The organism is Paraburkholderia sp. LEh10 (genome assembly GCF_017814945.1).
Classification (GTDB): Bacteria; Pseudomonadota; Gammaproteobacteria; order Burkholderiales; family Burkholderiaceae; genus Paraburkholderia.
In genome coordinates this window covers 58421-76420 of record NZ_JAGIPX010000036.1, presented here as the reverse complement: position 1 = coordinate 76420, position 18000 = coordinate 58421, and the positions used below count along the sequence as shown (strand labels likewise).

Sequence of the window (18000 nt, the reverse complement as noted above, 5' to 3'; positions counted from 1 at the left end):
GAATCTGAAACGAGCGTGCTATTTTAAAATAATCATGGAGTGAGTCACATAATGTCATCGATTACCTCTCGCCAGTACAGCATCGATACCGTCGGCATTGTCGGCACGGGTGCAATGGGTCGCGGCATTGCGCAGATTGCCGCGCTTGCGGGCCTCAAGGTCAAGCTCTACGACACGAACGCCGCCGCGATCGGCGCGGCGCGCGACTACCTGTCGGACACGTTTTCGAAGCTGGTCGCCAAAGGCAAGCTCGACAACTCGCGCTCGCTCGCGGCGCTCGCCTGCGTGACGGGCGCGAACGCCATCGGCGACCTAAAGGACTGCGACCTCGTCGTCGAAGCGATCGTCGAAAAGCTCGACGTGAAGCGCGCGCTCTTCAAGGAACTCGAAGGGATCGTCGGCGAGCGCTGCATCCTCGCGTCGAATACCTCGTCGTTGTCGATTACGGCGATTGCAGCGGCTTGCGCCGATCCGTCGCGCGTGCTCGGCTACCACTTCTTCAACCCGGTGCCGCTGATGAAGGTCGTCGAAGTGATCGACGGCCTGCGCAGCGATCCCGCCGCCGGCGACGCGCTGATGGATCTCGCGCGCCGCATGGGACACACGCCCGTGCGCGCGAAGGACATGCCGGGCTTCATCGTCAATCACGCGGGCCGCGGCATGAACACGGAAGGCCTGCGTGTCGCGGATGAAGGTGTCGCGAGCTTCGTCGAGGTCGATCGCATCATGCGCGAGCAGGCGGGCTTCCGTCTCGGGCCGTTCGAGCTGCTCGACCTGACGGCGCTCGACGTGTCGCATCCCGTCATGGAGTCGATCTATCACCAGTTCTACGAAGAGCCGCGCTTCACGCCGTCGCCGATCACGGGCACACGGCTCGCGGGCGGCCTGATCGGACGCAAGGCGGGTGAAGGGTTCTATCGGTATGTCGATGGCAAGCAGCAGGTGCCCGAGGAAGCGCCCGCACCGGCCGGATTGCCGACCCGCGTGTGGGTCAGCAAGCGCGTGCCCGCCGCGCGCGACGCCGTGCTCGCGCTGATCGCGAAGGCCGGTGTCGCCGTCGACGACGGTGCGACGCCGGCCGCCGATTCGCTGATCGTCGTGACCCCGCTCGGTTTCGACGCGACGACGGCTGCCGTCGATGAACAACTGGACGCGAGCCGCGTCGTTGCGATCGATACGCTGTTCCCGCTCGTCGACGCACAACGCCGCACGCTGATGACCACGCCTGCGACTACGCGCGCCGCGCGCGACACCGCACACGCACTGTTCGCGCACGGCGGCGTGCCCGTCACGGTGATCCGCGATTCGACAGGCTTCGTCGCGCAGCGTGTCGTGGCGACCATCGTCAATATCGGCTGCGATATCGCACAACGTCAGATTGCCTCGCCGCAGGACATCGATCTCGCCGTGACGCTCGGCCTCGGTTATCCGCGCGGGCCGCTCGCGCTCGGCGACGCGCTCGGCGCGCAGACCATTCTCACGATCCTGCGCAATATGTTCAGCGTTCTGGGCGATCCGCGCTACCGGCCGTCGCCGTGGCTCGCGCGCCGCGCGCAACTCGGCATGTCGCTGACGCAGGCGGATGCCGCCGATGACACCAGGGAGCAAGCATAATGGCCGCCGAACTGCTGGCTTCCCGCCCCACCGAAAGCGAATCGACGCTCGTGCTGACGCTGTCGAATCCGGGCGCGCGCAACGCGATGCACCCGGACATGTACGCAGCCGGCATCGAGGCGATGAACACGGCTGAGCGCGACACGTCGATCGGCGCCATCGTGATCACAGGCGCCGACCAGTTCTTCTGCGCGGGCGGCAACCTGAACCGCCTGCTCGAGAATCGCGCGAAAGATCCTGCCGTGCAGGCGCAAAGCATCGATCTGCTCGGCGAATGGATCGCGTCGCTGCAGGCCTCGTCGAAGCCGGTGATCGCGGCCGTCGAAGGCGCGGCGGCAGGCGCGGGCTTTTCGCTTGCGCTCGCGTGCGACCTGATCGTCGCCGCCGACGACGCGAAGTTCGTGATGTCGTATGCGCGCGTCGGCCTCACGCCCGACGGCGGCGGCTCGTGGTTCCTCGCCCGCGCGCTGCCGCGCCAGATCGCGACGGAAGTGCTGATCGAAGGCAAGCCGATCGGCGCGCCGCGTCTTCACGAACTCGGCGTCGTGAACCGGCTCGCGAAACCGGGCACCGTGCGCGATACGGCCATCGCATGGGCCGACGATCTCGGCAAGGTCTCGCCGAACGCGAAAGCGCGCATCAAAGGTCTGATCGCGGCGGCGGGCGCACAATCGCTGGCCGAGCATCTCGTCGCGGAGCGCGACAGCTTCGTCGCGTCGCTGCATCATCGCGACGGGCTCGAAGGCATCACGGCGTTCCTTGAAAAGCGCGCGCCCAACTACAAATGAGCACGCCGACGGGACCCGGCTATCAGCTGCCGAAGCGCCGGCGCATCTATCTGATGCGGCACGGCGACGTGACGTACTTCGATGCGTCGGGCCAGACGATCGACCCCGAACGCGTGCCGCTGAACGACAACGGCTGCGCGCAGGCGGACGCCGCGGGCCGCGCGTTTGCCGGGCAGAATGTGCGCTTCGATCGCGTGATCGCGAGCGGCATGCCGCGCACGGTCGAAACGGCGCAGCGCGTGCTCGCGCAAATGGGCCAGCACGCCGATATCGGCATCGAGCCCGCGTGGGAAGAGATACGCGGCGGCAAGCCGGGCTCGATACCGCCCGCCGATCTCGAAGCGGCATTTCTCGGCGCATTCGACGGCATCGTCGCCGAGGACATGAAGTTTCTCGGCGGCGAGACGATCGGCGAACTGTTCGACCGCGTGCTGCCCGCTATGGCTGCGCTGCGCGATGACCCATCGTGGGACGTCGTGTTGCTGGTGCTGCACGGCGGTGTCAATCGCGCGATTCTCTCGCACGCGATCACGGCGGGCGGACGCACGTTCTTCGGTCATCTCGCGCAAGCCACGGGCTGCATCAACGCGCTCGATGTCGGCGACGCGCCGCGCGACTGGGTCGTGCGGCTCATCAATCATTCGCCGCCGTCGCCGCTGCATCGCGACGTGCGCAATACGACGATGGAAATGCTTTACGCGCAGTTCATCCAGTCCAGACGCAACTAGTCGCCACCTCGATCGCACAACGGAGGAGACATGCCGCAAGACGCGACACCAGCCGGATCGACGACTCAAACCGACTACTCCGCATTCGAAGGCACACGGCCCATCAGCGAGCGGCAACGCATCGACATCGATGCGCTGTCCGCGTGGCTCGCACAACACATTGAGGGCTTCGCCGGGCCGCTCGCGCTCGAACAGTTTGCCGGCGGCCAATCGAACCCCACCTTCAAGCTCGTCACGCCGGCACGCTCGTATGTGATGCGCGCGAAGCCCGGCCCTTCCGCGAAGCTGCTGCCATCGGCGCACGCGGTCGAGCGAGAGTATCGCGTGATGCACGCGCTGCGCGACACCGATGTGCCCGTCGCACAGATGCTTGCGTTGTGCGAGGACGAAAGCGTGATCGGCCGCGCGTTCTACGTGATGGAGTTCGTGCAGGGCCGTGTGTTGTGGGACCCGTCGCTGCCCGGCATGACGCCCGCGCAGCGCGGGGCGATCTACGACGAGATGAATCGCGTGATCGCCGCGCTGCATGCCGTCAATGCCGAAGCGGCAGGTCTCGCGGACTACGGCAAGCCGGGCAACTACTTCACGCGGCAGATCGGCCGCTGGAGCAAGCAGTATCAGGCGTCGGAGACGGAGCCGATCGACGCGATGAACCGCCTGATCGAATGGCTGCCGCAGCACATGCCCGCCGAAGCCGGCGAGCGCGTATCCGTCGTGCACGGCGACTACCGGCTCGACAATCTCATCTTTCATCCGCACGAGCCGCGCGTGCTCGCCGTGCTCGACTGGGAACTGTCGACACTGGGCGATCCCCTCGCCGATTTCGCGTATCACTGCATGGCGTGGCATGTCGATCCCGCGCAGTTTCGCGGCATCGCGGGACTCGACTGGGCTGCGCTAGGCATTCCCGACGAGGCACAGTACGTGCAACGCTATTGCGAGCGCACGGGCTTTTCGATCCACGGCGACTGGAACTTCTATCTCGCGTACAACATGTTCCGCATCGCGGCGATCCTGCAAGGGATCATGAAGCGCGTCGTCGACGGCACGGCGGCGAGCGAACAGGCGGCCGACGCCGGCCGGCGCGCGCGCCCGATGGCCGAGCTCGCGTGGCGCTACGCACAGACAGTACGCTGACCGAACGCGCCCGCCAAGGCGCTGTCATCATCAGGACCGGCTTCAAACGTCATCCACGAGGGCAAGATGAATTTCGACTACACCCCGAAAGTTCAGGCATTGCGCGAGAAGCTGCTCGCCTTCTTCGACGAACACATTTACCCGAGCGAACAGGCGTATGCCGCCGAAGTCGCGCGCAACCGGGAGGCGGGCAACGCGTGGGTGCCGACGGAACTCATTGAGAGCCTGAAGCAGAGGGCACGCGACGCGGGCCTGTGGAATCTTTTCTTGCCCGATTCCGAACGCGGCGCCGGCCTGACGAACCTCGAATACGCGCCGCTGTGCGAGATCATGGGCCGCGTGCCGTGGGCGCCTGAAGTGTTCAACTGCAATGCGCCCGATACGGGCAACATGGAGACGATCGAACGCTACGGCAGCGAAGAGAACAGGCGCGAATGGCTGGAGCCGCTGCTGCAAGGCCAGATCCGTTCGGCGTTTCTGATGACGGAGCCGGACGTGGCGTCGTCGGATGCGACCAACATCCAGACGAGCATCGTGCGCGACGGCGACACGTATGTGATCAACGGACACAAGTGGTGGTCGTCGGGGGCGGGCGACCCGCGCTGCAAGCTATTCATCGTGATGGGCAAGACAGATTCCGAAGCGCCGCGCCACCAGCAGCAATCGATGATCCTCGTGCCCGCCGACGCGACGGGCATCACCGTGCATCGTCCGTTGACGGTGTTCGGTTACGACGACGCGCCGCACGGCCATATGGACATCACGCTCGACAACGTCCGCGTGCCTGCCGCCAACCTGCTGCTGGGCGAAGGACGCGGCTTCGAAATCGCGCAGGGGCGGCTCGGGCCGGGCCGCATCCATCATTGCATGCGGCTCATCGGGCTCGCGGAGCGCGCGCTCGAACTGATGTCGAAGCGCGCGTTGCAGCGCGTCGCGTTCGGCAAGCCGATTGCCGCGCAGACGGTCACGCAGGAGCGCATCGCCGAGGCGCGCTGCATGATCGAGCAGGCGCGCCTCTTGACGCTGAAGACGGCGTACATGATGGACACCGTGGGCAACAAGGGAGCGCGCGGCGAGATCGCGATGATCAAGGTCGTCGCGCCGAACATGGCGTGCAAGGTGATCGACTGGGCGATGCAGGCGCATGGCGCGGCGGGCATGAGCGACGATTTCCCGCTCGCCTATGCGTATACGACCGCGCGGTGGCTGCGGTTTGCCGATGGGCCCGATGAGGTGCATCGGAATGCGATTGCGAAGATTGAACTGGCCAGATATGCGGCGTCGCCGGCTTCTTCCGCCGGAGCGCACGGCTGAAAGGCGCCTTCTGTAGCGCCGGCACTGTTCGGTGAACTGTGATCTAATTTTTTTTTGTGTCCGCGACGCGGGTGGTTTGGGTTTTTGCTCGCATGCGCGATGCGGTTTGTTTTGCCCTGCGCGGGCGGTCGCGATGTGGTTTGCTTTGCCTTTGCGCGGGCATGCCGCGATGTGGTTTGCTTTGCCCTGCGCGGGCGGCCGCAATGCGGTTTGCCTTGCCCTACGCGGGCATCCGCAATGCGGTTTGCTTTGCCGCTGTCGCTGGCATCCGCGATAGCGCCTCGCGGCGCGGGCGTTGCCCCTGTGCGGGGCGCTAACGCGGATGCCCGCGTAAGGGCAAAGCGAACCGCATCGCGCATGCCCGCGCAGGGCAAATCAAACCACATCGCGCATGCGAGCAAAAACCCAAACCATCTGCATCGCAGACAACGAAAACCCAAGGAGCCTCCAATGATCGACATCTACAGCTGGGCGACCCCGAACGGCCACAAGATCCACATCATGCTCGAGGAGACAGGCCTCGAATACAACGTGCATCCGATCAACATCGGCGCGGGCGACCAGTTCACGCACGAGTTCCTCGCGATCAGCCCGAACAACAAAATCCCCGCCATCGTCGACAGCGATGGCCCAACGCGCGCTGACGGCAAACCATTCGCGCTGTTCGAGTCCGGCGCGATCCTGATCTATCTCGCAGAGAAAACAGGCAAGTTCCTGCCGGCCGATCCGGCCGCGCGCTATGAAACGCTGCAATGGCTGATGTTCCAGATGGGCGGCATCGGCCCGATGCTCGGTCAGACACACCACTTCCGCGTCTACGCGCCGCAGCCGATCGAATACGCGATCAACCGCTATACGAACGAAGCAAAGCGCCTCTACGGTGTAATGGATACGGCGCTCGGCAAGACGCGCTATCTGGCGGGCAACGACTATACGATCGCAGATATCGCCACCTTCCCGTGGACGCGCTCATGGCAAAACCAGGGCCTGCAGATCGACGAATTTCCAAACGTGAAGCGCTGGCACGAAGAAATCGCCGCGCGACCCGCCGTGCAGCGCGGCGTCGAAGTGCTGGCGTCGGCACGCGTGCCGCTGATGGACGAAAAAGCAAAGGAAGTGCTGTTTGGCGCGACGCAGTACGCGAAGCACTGAGCGCCACTATCGGCGATGCTGCGGGACGCAGCAGCGCCACCCGCTCACCGGCAGGTTCGCGAAGCGATCGCTGCGCGTGGCGTCTGCGCGCGATGCTGGAAATAGTGCCGCGTGATGAACTCCGCGATACGAACCGGCCGCTCGCGGCGCTGCCGTTCGAGCGCCACGCTCGATACGACCTGTACCCCGCCTTCTTCGACATCCGTCACGCCTGCCACCGCGAAGCTCGCCGCAACCGCGAACCCACAGGCACAGACGCCGTGAATCGCACGCGATTGAGCCCGTCGTTGACGCCCATGCGCTGCTCGAAACCGAATGTGTTGTCGAGCAGCGCCGGGATCAACGACAAGGTCAGAAAGCCGTGCGCAATCGGTGCGCCAAACGGCGATTCGCGATTCGCGCGTCGCGCGTCGCGCGTTCGCGACCGACGTGTATCCATTGATGATCGCCCGTTGCGTCGGCAAAGCCGTCGACGCTCGTTTGATCGACCGCGACCCAATGGCTCACGCGCGGGACCATGCCGACGAGCGCACGCACGACGTCGGCATGACGTGGTGTCAACTTTGGAATCACGCAGCGGCGCCGGGATTGCGCAGCCCGAAGATCGCCTTCGAGCGCACAGTAATCACCAGTTCGCCATTCTGATTGATGCCCCGCCACTCCGTCGAAACGATGCCGCGATCCGGCTTGCTCGCCGACACGCGCTTGTCGAGAATGCTGTTGGTCATGCGAATCGTGTCGCCGGCTCGCACGGGCTTGAGCCAACGCAGGTCGTCGATACCGGGCGAGCCCATCGACGTCGAGCCCTCCAGCGCGCTGCGCACCAGCATGCCCATCATCACCGAGCACGTATGCCAGCCGCTCGCGATCAGCGTGCGATACGGCGACGCGGCAGCGCCCGCGTCGCTCACATGGAACGGCTGCGGATCAAACTGCTCCGCGAACCGGACGATCTCCTCGCGCGTGAACGTGTGCTCGCCGACTTCATACGTCTGGCCGACTTCCATGTCCTCATAGCTCAAACCCATCTCTCACCTCATAACATGTGTAGGGTGCAACGCTCAGGCCGCGGCCGTCGCGAAGCCCGGCAGCGCAGCAAAGCGCGCCAGATGATGATCGACATCGCCGAGCGTGGTTTCGATGATCGCGAGACGCTTGAACAGATGCGCGGCCGCGACCTCGTTCGTCACGCCCATGCCGCCATGCAGTTGCACGGCCTGCTGGCCGACGAAGCGCGCTGCCTGTCCCACCCGCACCTTGGCCGCCGACACCGCGCGCCGACGCTGGTCGATGTCCTCGCTGCCATAACGCACCGCGGCGAGATACGTCGCCGAACGGGCCTGCTCCGTGTGAATCAGCATGTCGACCATCTTGTGCTGCAGCGCCTGGAAGCGCGCAATCGGCACGCCGAACTGCTGGCGCGTCTTCGTGTATTCGACCGTCGCATGATTCAGCGCGTCGAGCGCGCCGACGGCCTCCGAGCACAGCAGCACGATGCCGTAATCGGCGATGTGCTCCAGCGCGGCGGCACCCGCGTGCGTGCCGTCGAGCTTGCGCGCGGGCGTTGCATTAAACACGAGCGTCGCGGCGCGCTGGCCGTCGATCGTCCGATAGTCGGTGACCTGCGTGTTCGCCGCATCGCGCGCGACGACGAACAGCGCCACCTCACCGTCGAGCCGCGCGGGCACGATCCAGTGATCGGCTTGCGCGCCGTGCAGCACGACCGATTTGGTACCGCTCAATACATAGCCGCCGCCCTGACGGACCGCTTTCGTTTCGATAAAAAAGAGGTCGTAGCGTGCATCGGGTTCGTGGAATGCGACAGCGAGCTTGAGCTTGCCTTGTGCTGCAAGTTCGAGCAGTTCGGCATCGTCGCCGTCGCCCGTGCCGGAAAGCTTCAGCGCTTCGATGCCGACAGCCGTCGACCAATACGGCTCGACGACCATCGCGCGCCCGAGTTCCTGCATCACGACCAGCATGTCGACGGTGCCGCCGTTGAAGCCGCCCTGCGCTTCCGGCACGGGCAACGCGGTCAGGCCGAGTTCGGCGAATGCGGACCAATGCTCGTTCGAGACGCCCGCCATCGAGTGCACAATCGCCTGACGCGCTTCAAAGCCGTAGTGCCTGTCGAGATAGCGGCGCAGCGCATCCGCGAATTGCTGCTGTTCATCGGTGAAATTGAAGTCCATGCGCCGCTCCTCACAGTCCGAGAATCATCTGCGCGATGATGTTCTTTTGAATTTCGTTCGAGCCGCCGTAGATCGACGTCTTGCGATAGTTGAAGTAGTACGCGGCGAGCGGCGCGGCATCGTCGTCGCCTGCGATGCTGTGCGCGCGTTCGCCTTCGAGGAACGGCACGTCGAACGGCGCGGCAAGCGGACCGACGGCTTCGACCATCAGCTCCGTCAGACCTTGCTGCACTTCGGTACCCTTGATCTTCAGCATCGATGCCTCCGGCCCCGGCCCGCGCCCGCCCGCTTCATTCGCGACGACGCGCTGTACGGTTACTTCGAGCGCCATCAGCTCGATTTCGAGGCTCGCGACCTTCGCGGCGAAGAGCGGATCGTGCAAGAGCGGCTTGCCGTTCTTCTTCTGCCTGAGCGCGACGCTCTTGAGAAACGCGAGTTCGCGCTTCGATTGCCCGACGCGCGCAATGCCCGTGCGCTCGTGGCCAAGCAGATATTTCGCGTAGGTCCAGCCGCGGTTTTCATCGCCGACCAGATTCTCGACGGGGACCTTCACGTCTTCGAAGAACACTTCGTTGACTTCGTGATCCTCGTCGAGCGTGATGATCGGACGCACGGTGATGCCCGGCGTCTTCATGTCGATCAACAGGAACGAAATGCCCTCCTGCTTTTTCGCGCCGCTGTCGGTGCGCACGAGACAGAACATCATGTCGGCGTACTGACCGAGCGTCGTCCAGGTCTTCTGGCCGTTGACGACGTAGTGATCGCCGACGCGCTCTGCGCGCGTGCGCAGCGACGCCAGATCCGAGCCCGAGCCCGGCTCCGAATAGCCCTGGCACCACCAGTCGGTGCCGTCGAGGATACGCGGCAGATAGTGGCGCTTTTGTGCTTCGCTGCCGTACTTCATCAGCACGGGCGCGACCATCGACACGCCGAACGGCAGCACCGCAGGCGCGCCGATGCGGGCGCACTCTTCGTCCCAGATATGGCGCTGCGTCGCGTTCCAGTCCGGGCCGCCGTATTCGTGCGGCCATGCGGGCGCCGACCAGCCGCGCTTGCCGAGCAGCTTGTGCCAGTTCGCGTAGTCGTCGCGATTCAGACGTTTGTGGCTGAGGACTTTGTCGCGCAGCTCGTCAGGCAGATTCGCTTCGAGCCAGGCGCGAATGTCGGCGCGGAATGCGTCGTCGGCGGGGGAATAGTTCAGATCCATGCGCAGTGTCTCCTGGCCGCGGCCGCCCGCCGCCAAGAGCACTGCCACTGCACGCGATGGCTATTGCAGCGGCTCTTTCAATGCGGCGGGGACAGGCAGCGGCATCACATCGATGCCTTCTTCGACGAGGGCTCGCGCGTCTTCCGGCGTGGTGACACCCCGGATGCTGCGAGCGGGTGCTTCGTTGTAGTGAATGCGCCGCGCTTCCTCGGCAAAGCGGTCGCCCACGTTCTCCGTCTTCTCCAGCACCTCGCGCAGCGCGCGCATTACCTGCGCCTGCAGCTCGCCAGCATTCGCAGCCTTCTCGCCCGATGCGCTCGTCGCACCCGACAGATTCAGGCGCGGCGCAGACGGCAAGCGGCTCACTTCGGTCGCACCGCAAATCGGACATTCGACCAGCTTGCGGGACAATTGCGATTCGAAGTCGTCGGCGGAAGCAAACCAGCCTTCGAACCGATGGTCATGCGGACACTGTAGATCGAGGACCTTCATGGGGAATCAGGGCTTGCGTACGAGTTTAGCGCAAAAACAAAATTTTTGAACGGTCGTTCGTTAAAATGCGTCTGCTTTTTTGGCGCCGGTTCAGCGCGACGTGGCAACATGCGTCGCTTAGATGCTACTCGCATCTCGCTCAGGCGCCGGAAAGCGGGCAGCGAACGGGAACCAGCCATTCTAGCGCGTTGGAGCAAGGCGCGCCGACAGTCAGAAGGCCGGCTTGCAATGCCCGTCAGAAACGGAAAACGGCAGCGCGCAGGCTGCCGTCGCAGATTCGTCGCGGCGCCGACGAGCAAGCAGAACTTGCGCGCCTTCTGGCGTCAGCCTGGTTCCGGTGCGTTCGTCGGCCATGCGCCCGACAGCATCTTCTCCAGCCAGAATGTGCCAATGATCGTCTTCACGTCGCTGACCTGGCCCGTGCGCACCCATTCGGATACGTCCGACACCTTCGCGATGAACGTCTCAAGAAACTCCCCGTCGTCGAGCTTGCGCTCGCCCGGTGTCAGGCCACGCGCGACGTATATGTCGATGAACTCGGTCGAGTAGGAAATGATGGGATGAATGCGCGTCAAATAGATGTATTCGCGCGCGGTGTAGCCCGTCTCTTCGAGCAGCTCGCGCTTTGCACACGTCAGCGGATCTTCATCCGGATCGAGCTTGCCCGCCGGGTACTCGACCATCACCTTGCCCATCGCGTAACGGTACTGGCTCTCCATCAGCACCCGGCCATCGTCGAACAGCGGAATCACCATCACGGCGCCAGGATGCTGCACGTATTCGCGCGTCGCGTGCTTGCCGTCAGGCAGACGCACTGTGTCGAACTTGACCGTCATGAAGGGGCCTTGATAAGCCACTTCGCTCTTGATGCAAGTCTCTTTGAGCGCAGCGTCGTGATTGGGGAGTTCTGCCATGTGCGGCCTCTTTGCAGCAAGAGACGCGACGGCTGGAACCGTCAGCGCCGTTTGACGAGATATTGAAACGTGAAGCCCGGGAAGGCGAACACGATGAACAGGCTGAACGTGATCGCGTAGAACTGCCAGCCCTGTTCGAAGCGGTTGCCGGCGCGCGCTTCGAGCAAAAAGCCGAGCGCGCCGACAATGAAATACAACACGATCAGTTCGCCGATCCTGAGCCACGCGCTCTTCTTCGCGGTCTTCAACGGGACCACACCGAACAGGCGCTGATTCAAAAACGGCAGGTTGGCGCCCACGAGCGCCAACAGCACAATGAACCACCCTGCTGCCGACATTACAGCGGCAGCGTATGCGAAATCGCGTTCAGACAGATCGACATCAGCGGACCCGGCACGATGCCGAGCACCAGCACGGCCACGCCGTTCAGCGCGAGCAGCGTGCGCTTGCAGGTATCGCCCGCGATCGGCGTCGTATCGACGGGGTCATCGAAGTAGACCAGCTTGACGATGCGCAGGTAGTAGAACGCACCGAACAGCGACGTGATCACGGCGAGCACGGCCAGCCACGTGAGGCCCGCGTTCATCGTCGCTTCGAGCACGGCGAGCTTCGCATAGAAGCCGACCGTCGGCGGAATGCCGGCGAGCGAGAACATCATCACCATCATCACGAACGCGAACACCGGGCTGCGCTGGTTGAGACCCTTGAAGTCATCGAGCGTTTCCGCTTCGAACTCGCGGCGCGCGAGCAGCATCACGACGCCAAACGAGCCGAGCGTCGTCAGCAGATAAACGATGCTGTAGAACATCGCCGAACCGTACGCGCTCGCAGCCGCACCCGTCTTGCCGTCGACCACGCCCGCGAGCAGGCCGAGCAGCACGAAGCCCATGTTCGAGATCGCCGAGTAGGCGAGCATCCGCTTCACATTGCGCTGAACGATACCCGTGATGTTGCCGACGATCAGCGACAACGCGGCGAGGATCACGAGCATTTCCTGCCAGTCGACGGCCAGCGGCAGCAGACCCATCACCAGGAAGCGCAGGCCCCAGGCGAATGCCGCGACCTTCGGACCGCCGCCGACGATCAGCGTCATCGCGGTCGGCGCGCCCTGGTAGACGTCCGGCACCCACATGTGGAACGGCACGGCGCCCATCTTGAACGCGATACCCGCGACGATGAAGATCACGCCAAACAGCAGCACCACATCGTTGATACGGCCCGAAGCCACCGCCTTCAGCACTTCGTTCAGTTCGAGCGAGCCCGTCGCGCCGTAGAGCATTGAGATGCCATACAGCAGGAAGCCCGAAGCCAGCGCGCCCAGCACGTAGTACTTCATCGCGGCTTCGTTCGACGGCGCCGCTTCACGGCGCAGCGCGATCACGGCGTACAGCGACAGCGACATCAGTTCCAGACCGAGGTACAGCGTCAGGAAGTTGTTGCCCGAAATCATCACCAGCTGGCCAAGCAGCGAGAACATGCCGAGCAGGAAGAAGTTGCCCTCGTACAGGCCACGGTCTTCGAGATACTTGCGCGAGTAGATGATCGACACCGCGTAACCCAGCGACACCACCGCCTTCATCACGTTGGCGAACGGATCGACCACGTACATGCGCGAGAAGTAGTACTGCGGCCCGGCGCCCGGCGCGAATGCGTCGATGGCGAACCAGATGCCGGCCACCACCGTCGAGACGAGTGCGATGAAATACGTCGAGCGGCGGCTCTCGGCGCCCCTGAAGGTGTCGTTGAGCCACGCGACGACGATGGCGGTCATCACCAGCGCGTCGGGTAACAAGGCGGTCATAGGTGCGTTTTGCATGATCTTTAAATTCCTCCGCTTCGCATCACTGCGGCAGCGGCAGCTTCGACTGCGCAACGTGGGACAGGAGGTTTTCCACCGACACGTGCATCACTTCGGTAAAGGGCTTCGGATAGATGCCCATGTACAGCGTCAAGGCGGCGAGCACCGCCAGCATGAAGAACTCGCGGCGATTGATATCGACGAGGCTCTTCACGTGGTCGTTCACAACCGCGCCGAAGTACACGCGCTTGTACATCCACAACGTATAGGCCGCGCCGAGAATCAGCGTCACGGCCGCGCCGAACGCGATCCAGAAGTTGTACTGGACAGCGGCCAGAATCACCATGAACTCGCCGACGAAACCGGACGTGCCCGGCAGGCCGCAGTTCGCCATCGAGAACAGCATCACGAGCGCCGCGAACTTCGGCATCGTGTTGACGACGCCGCCGTAATCGGCGATCTGACGCGAGTGCATCCGGTCGTACAGCACGCCGATGCAAAGGAACATCGCGCCCGACACGAAGCCGTGCGAGATCATCTGCACGATCGCGCCTTCCGTACCGAGCTGGTTGAAGATGAAGAAGCCGAGCGTCACGAAGCCCATGTGCGCGATCGACGAATACGCGACCAGCTTCTTCATGTCAGCCTGCACCATCGCGACGAAGCCGATATAGATCACCGCGATCAGCGACAGCGTAATCACGACGGGCGCGAGGAAATGGCTCGCATCCGGTGCGATGGGCAGCGAGAAGCGCAGGAAGCCGTATGCGCCCAGCTTCAGCATGATCGCGGCCAGCACCACCGAGCCGCCCGTCGGCGCTTCCACGTGCGCGTCAGGCAACCACGTGTGGACGGGCCACATCGGCACCTTGACGGCGAACGCGAGGAAGAACGCGATGAACAGCAGCACTTGCGGCGTCATCGACAGCTTCGCGGCTTGCCACGTGGCCAGATCGAACGTGCCCGTCTGCGTGTACAGGTACAGCAGGCCGACCAGCATCAGCAGCGAGCCCATCAGCGTATAGAGGAAGAACTTGAACGCCGCATACACGCGGTTCGCCCCGCCCCACACGCCGATGATGATGTACATCGGAATCAGCGTCGCTTCGAAGAACACGTAGAACAGCATGCCGTCGGCCGCGCAGAACACGCCGACCATGATGCCCGACAGGATCAGGAATGCCGCCATGTATTGCGCGACGTTCTTCGTGATCACTTCCCACGCGCTGATCACCACGATCACCGTGATCAACGCCGTCAGCACGACGAACCACATCGCAATGCCGTCGATGCCGAGGTGATACGTGATGTTGAAGCGCTCGATCCAGTTAGCTTTTTCTTCGAACTGCAATGCCGCCGTGCTCGTGTCGAAATCCGTGATCAACGGAATCGTCACGATGAAACTCAACACCGAACCGATCAGCGAAATCCAGCGCGCAGGACCGGGATTGCGATCAGAACCGACGGCCAGAACCACCAGGCCAAAAACAATCGGCATCCAGATCGCGATACTCAGAATCGGAAACGTCGTGTGCATGTGAAGTGTCTCCAGCCTGTTCTTATTTGCCGCCAAGCGTTACAAACAGGGTCAAGAGCCCCAGCATGCCGATGATCATGGCGAATGCGTAGTGGTAGATGTAACCCGATTGCAGGAAACGGATCACGCTCGCGAACCAGCCGATAAAGCGGGCGCTTCCGTTGACAACGCCGTCGATGACCACGACGTCGCCTTCCTTCCACAGCCCGCGGCCGATGGCCACGGCGCCGCGTGCGAACACGACTTCGTTGATCTTGTCCATGTAGTACTTGTTATCCAGCAGCGTGTAGATGGGGCCGAACGCGCGGCGCAGGGAAGCCGGCAGATCCGGACGCTTCAGATACAGGAACCACGCAACCACCACACCGGCCAGCGCCAGCCACACGGGCACACCCGATGCCGCGTGCAGGCCCATCGACGCCCAGCCCTGGAATTCTTCCGCCATCTCGTGCAGCGCCGGATGGTTTTCACCGATGAAGATCACCTTCTCGAACGCGACGCCGTGCTGGAAGAAATCGCCATACAGCATCGGGCCGATTCCGATTGCGCCGATCACGATCGACGGAATGGCGAGCAGGACCAGCGGCACCCACACCACCCACGGCGTCTCGTGCGGCTCGTGAGCGTGATCGTCATGACCGTGGCCGTGGTCGCCGTGATGGCCGTGGCCATGCGCAGCCGCTTCCGCGCCCATCGGCGAGTCGGGATGCTTCGGACCCCGGAAGCGCTCTTGGCCGTGGAAGACCATGAAGTACATGCGGAACGAGTACAGCGCCGTCACGAACACGCTCGCGACGACCGCGAAATACGCGAAGCCCGAACCCGGCAGATGCGAGAGCTTCACCGCATCGATGATCGAGTCCTTCGAATAAAAGCCCGAGAAGAACGGTGTGCCGATCAGCGCAAGCGAGCCGATCAGCGACGTGATCCACGTGATCGGCATGTACTTGCGCAGGCCGCCCATGTTGCGCATGTCCTGGTCGTGGTGCATGCCGATGATCACCGAACCCGCGCCGAGGAACAGCAGCGCCTTGAAGAACGCGTGCGTCATCAGGTGGAACACGGCGACGGGATACGCGGACACGCCCAGCGCGACCGTCATGTAGCCGAGCTGCGACAGCGTCGAGTAAGCGACGACACGCTTGATGTCGTTCTGCACGATGCCGAGGAAGCCCATGAACAGCGCCGTGATCGCGCCGATCACCGTGATGAACGACAGTGCCGAGTCCGACAGTTCGAACAGCGGCGACATGCGCGTCACCATGAAGATGCCGGCCGTCACCATGGTCGCCGCGTGAATCAGTGCGGAGATCGGTGTCGGGCCTTCCATCGAGTCCGGCAGCCACACGTGCAGCGGGAACTGCGCCGACTTGCCCATCGCGCCGATGAAGAGGCAGATGCAAGCGACCGTCAGCAGGCCCCAGTCGGTGCCCGGGAAGCTCAGCGACGCCAGTTCGTGGCTCTTCGCGAACACGTCGCCGTAGTTCATCGAGCCGCCGTACGCGAGGATCAGGCCGATGCCGAGAATGAAGCCGAAGTCGCCCACGCGGTTGACGATGAACGCCTTCATGTTCGCGTAGATCGCGCTCTCACGCTTGAAGTAGAAGCCGATCAGCAGGTACGACACGAGACCCACCGCTTCCCAGCCGAAGAACAGCTGCAGGAAGTTGTTGCTCATCACGAGCATCAGCATCGAGAACGTGAACAGCGAGATGTACGAGAAGAAGCGCTCGTAACCCGTCTCTTCGTCGGCCATGTAGCCGATCGTGTAGATGTGCACCATCAGCGACACGAAGGTCACCACGCACATCATCATCGCCGTCAGCGTGTCGACGAGGAAGCCCACTTCGAACTTCACCTTGCCGACCGTCATCCATTCGTACACGGTCGCGTTGAAGCTCGCGCCGTTCAGCACGTCGAGGAACACGAAGCAGGACAGCACGAACGAGATCGCGACGCCGAGAATCGTGACCGAGTGAGCACCCGCGCGCCCCACCGTCTTGCCGAACAGCCCCGCAATCAGCGAGCCGGCCAGCGGTGCAAGCGCAACCGCCAGCAACAGGTTTTCATTGAGTGTCGTAGACATAAGAGCCTGTGCCTGAAATTAACCTTTGAGCTGATCGAGATCCTCGACGTTGATCGTGTCGAGGCTTCGGAACAGGGTCACCAGAATTGCAAGGCCGATCGCCGCTTCGGCTGCCGCGACGGTCAGCACGAAGAACACGAAGATCTGGCCATGCACATCGCCGAGGTAATGCGAGAACGCGACGAAGTTCGTGTTGACCGCCAGCAGCATCAGTTCGATCGCCATCAGGATGATGATGACGTTGCGACGGTTCAGGAATATGCCAACGATGCTGATCGCGAACAGGATCGCGCCGAGCACGAGGTAATGGGCAAGGGACAACATGTTTTTTCTCCTCTACGTCAGCTGTTCTTGCCGGCGCCCGCGTCGCCGGTAATGGCTTCAGGTTCAGCCGGACGTTCCTTCTCTGCTGCCATCTTGACCACGCGCACGCGATCTTCGCGGCGCACCTTCACCTGCTCCGACACACGCTGACGCTTGCTGTCCTTGCCGTGGCGCGCGGTCAGCGCGATCGCCGCGATGATCGCGACCAGCAGCACGAGACCCGCCACTTCGAACGCGAAGATGTAGTCGGTGTAGATGATCTTGCCGATCAGGCGCGTGTTCGACCAGTCGGCCGCGCCGGCGACGGCCGCCGTCGTGTCGCGCACGGGCTGAACCGTCGCGCCGTAGCCGCGCCACAGAATCAGCGCCGTCTCGATCACGATGATCGCGCCGACCACCGTCGCCATCGGCACGAAGCGCTTGAAGTCGCGCCGCAGCACGTCGAGATTGATGTCCAGCATCATCACGACGAACAGGAACAGCACCATCACCGCGCCGACATACACCAGCACCAGCAGGATCGCGAGGAATTCCGCCTGCAGCAGCATCCAGATCGCGGCCGCGTTGAAGAACGCGAGCACGAGGAACAACGCGGATGCCACCGGGTTGCGCGAAGTGATCACCTTCAGCCCTGACACCGTCAGGAGTAGCGCGAAGATGTAGAACAGTACGGTCGTGAAGTCCATGATTACCGATTCATCGTTAGGCCATCGTCAGGCT

General features: G+C 63.3%; 17 protein-coding genes and 1 pseudogene. 6 read left to right on the top strand and 12 right to left on the bottom strand.

The features are described 5' to 3' along the window. Positions 1–51 precede the first annotated feature (51 nt). The 6 genes from J8I87_RS26710 (at position 52) to J8I87_RS26685 (ending at position 6733) form a co-directional block, all read left to right on the top strand. Positions 52–1614, top strand: a complete 1563-nt coding sequence (locus J8I87_RS26710) for a 3-hydroxyacyl-CoA dehydrogenase (protein ID WP_209935067.1) — start codon at positions 52–54, stop codon at positions 1612–1614. Continuing rightward, positions 1614–2402, top strand: a complete 789-nt coding sequence (locus J8I87_RS26705; protein WP_209935066.1) for an oxepin-CoA hydrolase, alternative type — start codon at positions 1614–1616, stop codon at positions 2400–2402. Before J8I87_RS26710 ends, J8I87_RS26705 begins: the two co-directional genes overlap by 1 nt. Then, positions 2399–3130 (top strand): histidine phosphatase family protein, encoded by a 732-nt coding sequence (locus J8I87_RS26700; protein ID WP_209935065.1) that lies wholly within the window; start codon positions 2399–2401, stop codon positions 3128–3130. Before J8I87_RS26705 ends, J8I87_RS26700 begins: the two co-directional genes overlap by 4 nt. Positions 3131–3160: 30 nt before the next feature. Continuing rightward, positions 3161–4267, top strand: coding sequence for a phosphotransferase (locus J8I87_RS26695; RefSeq protein ID WP_209935064.1), 1107 nt, complete (start codon positions 3161–3163; stop codon positions 4265–4267). A gap of 66 nt (positions 4268–4333) precedes the next feature. Then, positions 4334–5581 (top strand): acyl-CoA dehydrogenase family protein, encoded by a 1248-nt coding sequence (locus J8I87_RS26690; RefSeq protein WP_209935063.1) that lies wholly within the window; start codon positions 4334–4336, stop codon positions 5579–5581. Positions 5582–6031: 450 nt separating this feature from the next. Beyond that, positions 6032–6733: a glutathione binding-like protein gene (locus tag J8I87_RS26685; protein ID WP_209935062.1), complete on the top strand. Its 702-nt coding sequence runs from the start codon at positions 6032–6034 to the stop codon at positions 6731–6733. A gap of 44 nt (positions 6734–6777) precedes the next feature. Here the strand turns inward: J8I87_RS26685 and J8I87_RS26680 are convergent. The 12 genes and pseudogenes from J8I87_RS26680 to J8I87_RS26625 all read right to left on the bottom strand — a co-directional run bounded on the left by J8I87_RS26680 (position 6778) and on the right by J8I87_RS26625 (position 17966). Beyond that, positions 6778–7252 (bottom strand): annotated as a pseudogene (locus J8I87_RS26680) (MaoC family dehydratase). A gap of 50 nt (positions 7253–7302) precedes the next feature. Beyond that, positions 7303–7761: a MaoC family dehydratase gene (locus J8I87_RS26675; protein ID WP_209935060.1), complete on the bottom strand. Its 459-nt coding sequence runs from the start codon at positions 7759–7761 to the stop codon at positions 7303–7305. 33 nt (positions 7762–7794) lie between these two features. After that, positions 7795–8922, bottom strand: coding sequence for an acyl-CoA dehydrogenase family protein (locus tag J8I87_RS26670; protein ID WP_209935059.1), 1128 nt, complete (start codon positions 8920–8922; stop codon positions 7795–7797). Between the two features lie 10 nt (positions 8923–8932). After that, complete coding sequence (locus J8I87_RS26665; RefSeq protein ID WP_209935058.1) at positions 8933–10129, bottom strand: acyl-CoA dehydrogenase family protein; 1197 nt, start codon at positions 10127–10129, stop codon at positions 8933–8935. A gap of 60 nt (positions 10130–10189) precedes the next feature. Further along, positions 10190–10621, bottom strand: coding sequence for a DUF1178 family protein (locus tag J8I87_RS26660; RefSeq protein WP_209935057.1), 432 nt, complete (start codon positions 10619–10621; stop codon positions 10190–10192). Positions 10622–10944: 323 nt separating this feature from the next. Next, positions 10945–11535: an NUDIX domain-containing protein gene (locus J8I87_RS26655; RefSeq protein ID WP_209935056.1), complete on the bottom strand. Its 591-nt coding sequence runs from the start codon at positions 11533–11535 to the stop codon at positions 10945–10947. A 41-nt stretch (positions 11536–11576) separates the two neighbouring features. Next, positions 11577–11873, bottom strand: a complete 297-nt coding sequence (locus tag J8I87_RS26650) for a DUF2818 family protein (protein WP_209935055.1) — start codon at positions 11871–11873, stop codon at positions 11577–11579. Continuing rightward, positions 11873–13351, bottom strand: a complete 1479-nt coding sequence (nuoN, locus tag J8I87_RS26645; RefSeq protein ID WP_209935053.1) for an NADH-quinone oxidoreductase subunit NuoN — start codon at positions 13349–13351, stop codon at positions 11873–11875. Before nuoN ends, J8I87_RS26650 begins: the two co-directional genes overlap by 1 nt. Before the next feature lie 25 nt (positions 13352–13376). Beyond that, positions 13377–14870: an NADH-quinone oxidoreductase subunit M gene (locus tag J8I87_RS26640; protein ID WP_209935052.1), complete on the bottom strand. Its 1494-nt coding sequence runs from the start codon at positions 14868–14870 to the stop codon at positions 13377–13379. Between the two features lie 22 nt (positions 14871–14892). Beyond that, positions 14893–16956: an NADH-quinone oxidoreductase subunit L gene (gene nuoL, locus J8I87_RS26635; RefSeq protein WP_209935051.1), complete on the bottom strand. Its 2064-nt coding sequence runs from the start codon at positions 16954–16956 to the stop codon at positions 14893–14895. Between the two features lie 18 nt (positions 16957–16974). Beyond that, positions 16975–17280 carry an NADH-quinone oxidoreductase subunit NuoK gene (gene nuoK / locus J8I87_RS26630; RefSeq protein WP_007588140.1) on the bottom strand — a complete coding sequence of 102 codons (306 nt, stop codon included), beginning with the start codon at positions 17278–17280 and terminating at the stop codon, positions 16975–16977. Between the two features lie 17 nt (positions 17281–17297). Then, positions 17298–17966 (bottom strand): NADH-quinone oxidoreductase subunit J, encoded by a 669-nt coding sequence (locus J8I87_RS26625; RefSeq protein WP_209935050.1) that lies wholly within the window; start codon positions 17964–17966, stop codon positions 17298–17300. Positions 17967–18000 lie beyond the last annotated feature (34 nt).